General features: G+C 42.7%; 11 protein-coding genes. 2 read left to right on the top strand and 9 right to left on the bottom strand.

Translation table 11 applies throughout. The annotated features are described in order from the left end of the window. Positions 1-176: 176 nt before the first annotated feature. Positions 177-1217 (bottom strand): UDP-N-acetylglucosamine 2-epimerase, encoded by a 1041-nt coding sequence (locus O9X84_RS18760; RefSeq protein WP_269521194.1) that lies wholly within the window; start codon positions 1215-1217, stop codon positions 177-179. 173 nt (positions 1218-1390) lie between these two features. On the opposite strand from O9X84_RS18760, the gene O9X84_RS18755 reads away from it, so the two are divergent. Further along, positions 1391-1933, top strand: a complete 543-nt coding sequence (locus O9X84_RS18755; protein WP_269521193.1) for a gamma carbonic anhydrase family protein — start codon at positions 1391-1393, stop codon at positions 1931-1933. Here the strand turns inward: O9X84_RS18755 and aroE are convergent. Beyond that, positions 1930-2769: a shikimate dehydrogenase gene (gene aroE / locus O9X84_RS18750; RefSeq protein ID WP_269521192.1), complete on the bottom strand. Its 840-nt coding sequence runs from the start codon at positions 2767-2769 to the stop codon at positions 1930-1932. The genes O9X84_RS18755 and aroE overlap by 4 nt on opposite strands. Between aroE and O9X84_RS18745 the strand changes: the two genes are divergently transcribed. After that, on the top strand, positions 2768-3199 hold the full coding sequence (locus O9X84_RS18745) for a group II truncated hemoglobin (protein WP_269521191.1): 432 nt from the start codon (positions 2768-2770) through the stop codon (positions 3197-3199). The genes aroE and O9X84_RS18745 overlap by 2 nt on opposite strands. Before the next feature lie 165 nt (positions 3200-3364). Here the strand turns inward: O9X84_RS18745 and O9X84_RS18740 are convergent, their stop codons facing one another. The 7 genes from O9X84_RS18740 to O9X84_RS18710 all read right to left on the bottom strand — a co-directional run bounded on the left by O9X84_RS18740 (position 3365) and on the right by O9X84_RS18710 (position 9278). Continuing rightward, positions 3365-4039 carry an OmpW family outer membrane protein gene (locus tag O9X84_RS18740; protein ID WP_269521190.1) on the bottom strand — a complete coding sequence of 225 codons (675 nt, stop codon included), beginning with the start codon at positions 4037-4039 and terminating at the stop codon, positions 3365-3367. Between the two features lie 300 nt (positions 4040-4339). Further along, positions 4340-5272, bottom strand: a complete 933-nt coding sequence (gene hemF, locus O9X84_RS18735; protein ID WP_269521189.1) for an oxygen-dependent coproporphyrinogen oxidase — start codon at positions 5270-5272, stop codon at positions 4340-4342. Continuing rightward, entirely contained in the window at positions 5269-5874 is a 606-nt protein-coding gene (locus O9X84_RS18730) for a Sua5/YciO/YrdC/YwlC family protein (RefSeq protein WP_269521188.1), read from the bottom strand. Before O9X84_RS18730 ends, hemF begins: the two co-directional genes overlap by 4 nt. Positions 5875-5897: 23 nt before the next feature. Next, positions 5898-6440 carry a DNA topoisomerase family protein gene (locus tag O9X84_RS18725; RefSeq protein WP_269521187.1) on the bottom strand — a complete coding sequence of 181 codons (543 nt, stop codon included), beginning with the start codon at positions 6438-6440 and terminating at the stop codon, positions 5898-5900. Positions 6441-6540: 100 nt separating this feature from the next. Beyond that, positions 6541-7017 carry a DUF494 family protein gene (locus O9X84_RS18720; protein WP_032095212.1) on the bottom strand — a complete coding sequence of 159 codons (477 nt, stop codon included), beginning with the start codon at positions 7015-7017 and terminating at the stop codon, positions 6541-6543. Position 7018: 1 nt separating this feature from the next. Continuing rightward, positions 7019-8155, bottom strand: a complete 1137-nt coding sequence (gene dprA, locus O9X84_RS18715) for a DNA-processing protein DprA (RefSeq protein WP_269521186.1) — start codon at positions 8153-8155, stop codon at positions 7019-7021. A 40-nt stretch (positions 8156-8195) separates the two neighbouring features. Then, positions 8196-9278, bottom strand: coding sequence for a LysM peptidoglycan-binding domain-containing protein (locus tag O9X84_RS18710; protein ID WP_269521185.1), 1083 nt, complete (start codon positions 9276-9278; stop codon positions 8196-8198). Positions 9279-9338 lie beyond the last annotated feature (60 nt).

Raw genomic sequence — 9338 nt, 5'->3', positions numbered from 1 at the left:
CGTTTCTTCTTAACTCCCGTCTTTACTGGCCTATAAAGGTAGTAGAGACTTACTTCAGGAGGGTTGCTGTTTTGCTTTTCCCCCGAAGCGGATGCGCATTTTAGGGAAATGAGCGCTCACGTCAACACTTATTTTAAAAAAAGTGTCATATTCGATTTAAACGCTCAAAATACCAACTATTTCCAGTATTTCAGCTTATTCCTTAACCGGAACTTACGCCAAAGATTAAGCGGCTTGGGTTTTATCTTACCTTTGTAGTTATCGTTAAAGTCATCTAAAGCATTCAAAATACGTTCGCAATTGCGCCCATCTCTATAAGCTTCATGATACTGAGCAAACTTATTTACTTCTTTCATTAGTATTTCTGGGCGTGTTAATGCTACTTCAATGGCATTTCCCACATCACCTACTTCTGTAACATTGAGTAAATGCTCTCCTGGATTTGTGTTCCTATACGTAACAACAGGCTTATCCATCAGCATAAACTCAAGAATGATTGAACTACTGTCACACAACATCACATCCGACTTTCGAAAGTCCTCTAGGCTGGCGTTATCAACGAATGTAACGTTGCTGTGCTCAGCTGCTAACTGACGATATCTATTTAATAGTGCTTGATCGTTGAGTTTAGGATGAAATGTTAAACGCCAGTTCCACTTCTTTTCTTTTACTAGCTTACTGATTGTATCGACTAACACAGGGGCAGAGGTGATACCTTTAGAAAACGTAGTAGAATAAAGAACCGTTGGAACGTCGCTTTCTTGCTTATAAGAAGAAAAGTAGTCGTCTACTTTAGCCCACCCTGTTTGGTACACTTTAAAAAACTGATGTTTTGCCTCAAGCTGCTTAAAATACTCTGTGCTACTTGGCCCCTGAGTACAGTACATATCAAACCACCCGCGAATAGAGAAGTGATCATCTTTTTCACTACTTTTCTCTCCTCGCTTACCTATCGGGTAACCATGAAACAGCGACACCTTTATACCAGGTAGGAAATGGTAGATGATATTTCCACAGGCAAATATAGCCAGAGGATTATATTCTTTTATATCTTCTAAAGAGGTAAGTCTAACTTCATCTTCTGAAAGTAAGTTTGGACATCCATCCTCCAAATACCAAGCGACTTCATCTCCTCTGGCCCTTATGACTTCTTGTATAGGTCTATATATTGGGTAGGCATAGGCAAGTGAAGTAAAAAATACGTAGCGCTTTGGCATTAGTTCATCTCTGTTACTTTGTTAGCGCGCTACTTTATCATTTTTCTTTTCAACATTCCCTAAGCCGACTGGGTAGGAGAAGATGATCTATAACAGCCATATAGTATAAACATACCTCTATTACTGCTAAAGTTTGGGGTGTTAATTTACAGCTGTATTTCCAAGAGTGTGTAATGCATAAATCGATTGATAGTTTTAAAGGCGTATCTCCTACATTAGGCAGGAATGTCTATATTGATGACTCGGCAAGAATTGTAGGTGATGTAGTATTAGAAGATGATGCCAGTATTTGGCCTTTAGTTGCTGCGCGCGGTGACGTAAACAAGATTCGTATTGGCGCTCGCAGTAATATTCAAGACGGCAGCGTTTTACACGTTACCCGTAAATCAGAGAAAAATCCTGATGGGTTTCCACTTATTATTGGTGACGATGTTACCGTAGGGCATAAATGTATGCTACATGGCTGCCAATTAGGTAATCGTATTCTGGTCGGTATGGGCGCAATTGTAATGGATGGCGTTGTTGTTGAAGACGATGTGTTCATTGGCGCAGGTACATTAGTACCGCCGAATAAACGACTTGAAAGCGGATTTCTTTATGTTGGCAACCCCATGCAAAAGAAAAGACCGCTCAAAGACGCTGAAAGGGCATTCTTAAAACAATCTGCCGTTAACTACGTTGTATTAAAAGATGAGTATCTTGAAGAAGCGAACTAGTTTCGCTTATCGCCTTGCTCAACGATATCTCTCACCCGCTTTACAATATCCGATGTATCTGGGCGCTTTCTTGTCCATATATAGAATGCTTCGGCAGCTTGTTCAACTAACATCCCTAGCCCATCTATCTGGGTCTTTACACCCAGCCCGGCCGCATCTCTCATAAAGCGCGTGGGCGAGTTTTTGTAAACCATGTCATAAACCACTTCGCAATTTTGAAGAACACCGTCATCTAAACTACACGGCAGCTCATTACTTAAACTAGCGGCTGTTGAATTGATAATAATATGAGGTGCTATCGTTGCGATATCTTCAAGGGTCACCACCTGCACTTTTGGGTTTGAAGCAGCGTTTGCCACTTCTTCAGCTTTGGTTCTCGTTCTATTCGCAATAGTTAAAGAAGCAGCCCCTGCGTTTAATAAAGGGGATATTACGCCACGGGCTGCGCCACCAGCACCAATAAGCAACACGCGCTTGTCTTTAATTTCCACGCCGCTATTCAGTAAATCGTTAACTAGCCCTACGCCATCTGTGTTGAACCCTAATAGCTCATCAGTGTCACTATTCATTAGTGTATTAACGGCTTGTGCATCTTTGGCTGCTTGATCATCTACCTTTGCTAGGTTGAAGGCATCAAGCTTAAAAGGCATAGTGACGTTGCAACCCACTGCACCCTCCTGTGCTAAAAACGCTTTGGCAACTTCAATAAAACTGTCTTCGGGCGCAAGTATCTTTTCATAAGAAATTTTTTCCCCAACTTGATCAGCAAACATTTGATGAATGGTTGGTGATAAACTCTGCTCAATAGGGTTTCCAAATACGGCGAATTTTTTCATGGGAATACGTGACTTCTTTAATTTAAAACGAAAAGGTGAAAATAAAGTAAAAGAGACTACACCATATTATCGCTTAGGTGGAGAAGATAAGGTTCGAGAATTAGCCAATCGGTTTTACGATATCATGGAGTCCGATTCGATAGCATCAGAGTTATTGGCTATGCATCCTATGCCTCTAGATAGAATTCGGCATGTTTTCTTTCTTTATTTAAGTTTATGGATGGGAGGACCTGATGATTATCAACAGCAATTCGGTCACCCTAGATTAAGAGCTCGCCACTTACCGTTTTCTGTCACGCCAGATTTGAAATCACAGTGGATGTACTGCATGAGAAAGGCAATGTTTGCCACTACCGATGATTTTATACTGGCCAATCAGCTGCTGCAGTCGCTAGACCAATTGGCAGAACATATGATCAATTCAAAATAAAAAAACGCGTTATCAAATTCTAGGGCATGTTGACCTGATGATAACGCGCAACTCTTCTTTTGACGATGAGGCTCTTATCGGCTTTTGTCGTAGTGCAATGCTTCGCTTTAAAAATCTGCACTTTTTTAGAACGGTACTACACAGTAACCTATTACAAAATACTACCTAAAAGGTATAGCCCACAGATATGGTGTAAACCCAAGGGTCAATTTCAATATCTTCCACCGCACCGTTTACCTCGCCAACTTTGAAGGTAGCTTCAGTATCGATATCGATAAAGCGCACCGATGCGTTTACATGCCAGTTATTATCAACGACATAATCCATACCCACTTGTGCTGATAGGCCGAAAGAATTGTCAAGAGATAAGTCGCTTAACCCTGCTTCATTATTGGCTGATGTAAACGCTTCATCAAAGATGAAAGTATAGTTGATACCCGCGCCTATATAAGGCTGAAACGCTGAACTAGCATCGTTGAAATAATAGTTTGCGGTAAGGGTTGGAGGTAGGTGAGTAACTTCACCAAGTTGATTACCTGTGCCTAGTGGATCTGCCACTGAAAATTCAACATCATGCTTAAATGGCGTGGCAGCCAGTAACTCAATATTAATATTATCAGTTATAAAGTAAGCGATATTGAGACCTAATTGAGTATCGTTACCAATATTTAGGGCAACGCCTAGGTCTTCTCCACCCGCTAAAATATTTGAAGTAGTCTCGTCAGGTGCGACGGTAGTTAAACCACCTCGAACTAGAAAATCACCTTGCTGATGAGCATTAGCGAAAGGGGCAATAGCTGCCAGAGTAAGACAAAGTGCTGAAAGAGTATGTGTACGCATTGTGTGTCTCTCGTGTGTTTAAATAAGATGACGCCACTTTACCTATTTTAGAGTACAAGAAATTGATCTAGCGCAATATACCCAGTTCGCTGATTAAACATAAAAGCGCTGGTTGATGTAGATCAATCGTAGCAGATAATACGCTTTGTTATTACCTTAACAGGGATTCAGGTTACTTAACTCGCTGGAGAAGCGAGTGATTTAGAAAAGGACCAGAATAAAAAAAAAGCCGTAGGTCGATACCGTACGGCTTTCGCTGTTCTGACAATCGGTCAAAAACTCAAATTGACACTGAGGGGCTCACCAATTCATTGGCTTTAACCAATCGGCAAGCTTCGACTCTGCGCTGCCTGGGGATGGTGAATAGCAGTACTCCCAACGAGCTAGTGGAGGCATCGACATCAAAATAGACTCTGTCCTTCCTCCTGTTTGCAAACCAAAGAGTGTGCCACGGTCGAATACTAAATTGAATTCAACATAACGCCCTCGTCGGTATAGCTGGAAATCACGCTCTCTTTCACCGAAAGCAGTATTTTTTCGTCTTTCAATGATGGGTACATAAGCATCAATATAGCCATTACCTACTGCTTGCATAAAAGCAAATGACTGATCGAAACCCCACGCATTAAGGTCATCGAAAAAGAGTCCGCCCACGCCACGAGTCTCGTTGCGGTGCTTGAGATAAAAGTAATCGTCACACCAGTTTTTGTACTTTGAATACACCTCTTCACCAAAAGGTGCACAGAGCTTTTTCGCCGTATCGTGCCAGTGTTGAACATCCTCTTTGAACGGGTAAAAAGGCGTTAGGTCAAACCCACCACCAAACCACCAAATAGGAGATTCACCCTCTTTTTCAGCTATAAAAAATCGTACATTGGCATGAGAGGTTGGAATGTAAGGATTCTGCGGGTGAATAACGAGAGATACGCCCATGGCCTGAAAGTTTCGGCCCGCTAGCTCAGGTCTATTGGCGGTTGCAGACGCAGGCATTTGGCTACCAAACACATGTGAGAAGTTCACACCGCCCTGCTCTACTACAGCGCCATTTTTCATCACGCGAGATCGGCCACCGCCTCCTTCTTCTCGCACCCAGCTGTCTTCAGTGAACTGTCCTTTTCCATCGGCTAACTCTATGGTTTGGCAGATGGTATCCTGAAGATTCAGTAAATACGCTTTTACTGTTTCGATAACATCGGCTGCATTTTTACCATCGAGTAATTGTGCTGGCTTCATGATCTTATTATCTCTCCCGTATCACCGTCTCTAATTGTGCTTGGTTTCTCGTTTCCGCCGACTTCCCCTGTGACGTAAGTAACACTGTCTTCAAATACGCTTCTTGCTTCTTCAATAGAAAGTGTTGGTGGTTCACCTGCCAAATTAGCACTTGTGGATACTATCGGCTTGCCTACTTTATTACATAACTCTGCCACTAATGGATGATTAGTCACACGCACAGCGATTTTATCGTGAGAGCCAGTAATCCAATGCGGCGCCGTCTTCGATTTTGGCAGCAACCACGTGATAGGGCCTGGCCAACTTGAAAAAATATCAGTTCGCCTATGTTGTAATACCGCCTCGTCATTAACGTAAGGCAGAAGCTGGCTATAATTAGCAGCAATCAGAATGACACCTTTTTCCACGGAACGTTGTTTAGTTTGAAGCAGTAACTCCACAGCTTCTTTGTTATCGGGGTCACATCCGATGCCCATAACGGCTTCAGTTGGGTAAACCAATAACTTACCAGCGCGAAATGCTTCTACAACAGGGTCAGCCGTGGTCTGCTCGACCTTAACTGGATTATATACATCCACTTGCCCTTTTTGGGTATCAGACATTGTTAATTATCTCTAGATGGTGATTATTTTTTAAAGCTGCAGGAGGGTTGCGGACAAACATATTGGCCTTTTTTATCAATCAATACACCCCAATCACACTCGGGGCAACGCTCGTTTATTGGCTCGAAATTTAGCACATAACGGCACTTAGGATAATGATTGCATGCAAAAAACTGCTTTCCAAACTTGCTGGTGCGAGAAATTAGCTCCCCCGACTTACATTTTGGGCAGCGAACCTGAGTTTCTTCCTGCTGCTTTAGCGGCGCGATAAAGTGACACTCAGGAAAATTAGTGCAGCCAATGAACATGCCGTAACGCCCTTTTTTAATCCCAAGTTCAGATTGGCACTCGGGACACGTTACGCCATCTAACGTTTTTAATAAGGCTGTTTGGTTGTCATGTAGCGGTTTACTGAAGTGACATTCTGGATAGGCGGTACACCCAATAAAAGGGCCCGTTTTACTGTTTTTGATATGCAGTGGTTTGCCGCACTCTGGGCAGTCCCCAAAGCTCTCTTCTAATGCATGCTCGTGTGCAGAAAACAGCGAGTGGTCTATTTTAGACATGAATATTCACGAGATGCACTTGAAACCGTCCTCTCTGGCAGCCACAAGGTGTAAACGTCGTGCTAGCAAAGAGAACATTAGGAATAATGAAATAGTGATATTAATGCAAAACACCATCTGGCTCTTCGAAGAGTAAATCTTCCATTTGTGCATAGGCCTTTTCTTTTCCCGGCACATTAAAGAGCACCATCAATACCACCCACTTTAGATCTTCTAAACAAAACTCGTTAGAGTCTATTTCCATAACGCGGTCTATAACCATCTCACGGGTGGATGCATCAAGTACATTTACTTGCTCAAGAAACATCAAAAACCCTCTACACTCCACATCCAAACGCATTTGCTCTTCGTGGGTATAGATACGACTTAGACTTGTGTTAATTCCTTTGCAAAAGTAAGGCTTGATGTCTGTCTCTTGCAAGGCGGCCAGCTTTTCTAGCCATGCTAGCGCTTTGTATATCTCGTCGTGATGAAACCCTGCGCGCACGAGTTCATCGGTCAGTTCATCTTGATCGACACGTATTTCAGTCTCACTATGGATGAAATTTTCAAACAGATACATGAGGATATCGAACATTTTATTTGCCCCTCAATTTAATGTAACCGCCAGGGACAGCAGTTACTAAACCGCACAACTCGTATTCTAATAATAATGCCATTGCCTGCTGTACAGGCAAGGAGCCGCGCTGCGCTATAACATCTATTGCGGTAACGTCGTAATCCACACTAGCTAATAATTTGTCAGTTGCCAAGCTATTCACTTCACTTTTTTCATTCTCAACCTTACCCACTTCTCTCGTACACAAGGGCTCTATGGCAAGTTCGTCAAAGATATCATTGACGTTAGTCACTAATTTAGCGCCCTGCTGGATTAACCAATGGCAACCCTCAGAATAAGAATGATATAGACTTCCGGGAATGGCAAAAACATCTCGCCCTAGATCTGCGGCCAAATTCGCGGTAATCAAGGTGCCGCTTTTAATTTTTGCCTCTACCACCAGCGTTCCGAGCGATATTGCAGCAATTAGTCTATTTCTTCTTGGAAAATGCCACGCTCTGGCTGGCACACCAGGAAAAAACTCTGTTATTACGGCGCCTTCGGCATTAATAATATCAGCATGTAATGGCCTATGCTTATAGGGATAAATTGTATCTGGGCCTGTTCCCATTATGGCAATTGTTTTACCTACACCTTTAAGTGCACCTTTATGGGCTGCGGCATCAATCCCTAACGCCATACCGCTGGTTACCGTTACACCAGCGTCAGCAAGTGCTGTTGCCATGTCTTCTGCAATGGTTTTTCCTTGATGACTAGCACGTCGACTTCCCACCATCGCAATTTGAGGTTGTTGCAAAAGTAGTGGATTTCCAATAACAAAAAGGACTAAGGGAGGACTATCTAGTGTTTTGAGCATTTCAGGATACTCATGGCACCCAAAAGTAATAATGTAGCGCTCTGCTGAGCCATCTAACCACGCTATTGCTTTTTTCACCGATTGTTCGGATATTTTTTCAACCAATAGCGCTACCGTTTTATCCACGTTTTCTGGCGCGTTTTTTAACACCGTTTTATTCGTAAGTGCAGTTAGGTCTTCGGGAGTGCAATTAAGTTCAGCTAATAGTGTTAACCACTTTTTTGTGGCTACGCTATATGCGGACGCAAGGCGTATCCACGCCATCGATTGTGCTGTGAAAGATGCAGAGTTGTGATGCATTGCCGCTCCAATTAGGTGCGGCAATGATTAGTACGTGTCGTTAGGGGTGAGCAACAATGAAACCGCGCTTAATACCCATACTCGCTCGTGTGATCAAACCATAGCTTGCCGCATTAAAGGTTTTATAAATGATTACCTCTCCGACCTTGAGTGCAGGCTGCTCCACAGCATTTACAAACCAGCCGGTGTCACTTTTCATGTCTGATTTACTCACATATTTTGGCAAGTCATCGTTAATAATAGAAGGCCCCGTTGCATATATACCCATTACGGTACCAGGCTCTACGTCTGCGTTGCCTAAATCTAAAATCACTACATCGTATTTACCGAGTAAATCATAGTCGTCCACGTCGCCCACAATAAAGCCTCGTTGCCCTTGTGCAGGCTTTAAAACAAGACTTTTTTCATGAGAAAAATCGCCATCGTACAGTTTGTCACCTAAGTTTGCCTCTTGCGTTGATTTTGTTAAAGACAACAGCATTGAATCGTCGTTTATCGATTCTTTAAATACCGAAGCCTCTGCAACATGTGAAATCTGAACGCCCAACTCTCTGCCATCAAGGTTTTTTATAATAGAATGCTTTCTCACGATGTGTAACTGATCTGGGGTATTGTAGTTTGATTCGCTAACTACTAAGTTCTCTGTGGCAAAGCGCACCGCAGCATCTCTATTGCCAAGTACTTTTGGCAGAACTTCGTAACTGTCACCGTCAAGAATAGTGTGTTGATTAATGAACGGTGCAATTTCGCTCCAATCTAATGTACTTATTGGTGACACTTTAACGCGCTTTTCTGCTTGAGGTGAAAGTGATAACAGCGGCTTATTTCTTTCGACTGAAAAAACGGGCTTACCATTTACCATACCGACAACAATCACATCGCCGGGATAAATTAAATGCGGATTATCTATTTGCGTATTCGTACGCCATAGCTCGGGCCACAGCCACGGCTCGTTGAGGAATATACTCGCGATATCCCAAAGAGTGTCTCCTCGTTCAACAACATAGGTTTGAGGAGCCTTATCCTTCAACTGCAACGCCGCTACAGGTAGTGCAACAATTGCCAGAACAGCTGCCAACATTACTCGACTGTATTTATATAATCGCTTTTTCAAATTAACCACCTGCAAAAAATCCTTTATCGCTTATTATTATATTGGTCTCGATATCATTATATCGATACT

This window comes from Alteromonas sp. BMJM2 (assembly GCF_027257845.1).
GTDB lineage: Bacteria > Pseudomonadota > Gammaproteobacteria > Enterobacterales > Alteromonadaceae > Alteromonas.
The sequence above is the reverse complement of the archived record's forward strand: the minus strand, read 5'-3'. Positions and strand labels throughout refer to the sequence as shown.